This window comes from Mesorhizobium sp. L103C105A0, from assembly GCF_000502215.1.
In the GTDB taxonomy this organism is placed as follows: Bacteria; Pseudomonadota; Alphaproteobacteria; order Rhizobiales; family Rhizobiaceae; genus Mesorhizobium.
The window spans coordinates 1-741 of the sequence record NZ_AYXF01000044.1 but is presented as its reverse complement, the minus strand read 5'-3'; the positions used below and the strand labels follow the sequence as shown (position 1 = coordinate 741).

Here is a 741-nt window from a genome sequence, read left to right as displayed (position 1 = left end):
GCACCGAAGTCAAGCTCAATGGCGAAGACCTTCTGATCATGAAGGAATCCGACATTATGGGCATCATCGGCTGATTATCGGCCTCACCGTCAACTGAATTTCGGGCTTGATCGCAAGCCCCTGCCAGGAGCTAAAAAATGGCTGCCAAAGACGTAAAATTCTCCCGCGACGCGCGCGAGCGCATGCTTCACGGCATCAACATCCTCGCCGACGCGGTGAAGGTGACCCTCGGTCCCAAGGGCCGCAACGTCGTCATCGATAAGTCGTTCGGCGCACCGCGCATCACCAAGGACGGCGTCACCGTCGCCAAGGAAATCGAACTTTCCGACAAGTTCGAAAACATGGGCGCGCAGATGATCCGCGAAGTTGCTTCGAAGACCAACGACATCGCCGGTGATGGCACCACGACCGCGACCGTTCTGGCGCAGTCGATCGTCCAGGAAGGTAACAAGGCGGTTGCCGCCGGCATGAACCCGATGGACCTGAAGCGCGGCATCGACCTGGCCGTGACCGAAGTCGTCGCGGCTCTCGGCAACGCTGCCAAGAAGATCAAGACCTCCGAGGAAGTTGCCCAGGTCGGCACGATCGCCGGCAATGGCGACGAGTCGGTCGGCAAGATGATCGCCGAAGCGATGCAGAAGGTCGGCAATGAAGGCGTCATCACGGTTGAAGAAGCCAAGACCGCCGAGACCGAGCTGGAAGTCGTCGAAGGCATGCAGTTCGACCGCGGCTATCTCTCGC

At 59.5% G+C, this 741-nt stretch carries 1 protein-coding gene and 1 pseudogene; both read left to right on the top strand.

Annotated elements, in window-relative coordinates; genetic code table 11:
- A pseudogene (locus X727_RS1000000167625) lies at positions 1–74 on the top strand (co-chaperone GroES); the annotation flags it as partial.
- Positions 75–137: 63 nt separating this feature from the next.
- A partial coding sequence (locus X727_RS135245; RefSeq protein ID WP_023835589.1) for a TCP-1/cpn60 chaperonin family protein occupies positions 138–741 on the top strand: 604 nt, incomplete at its 3' end.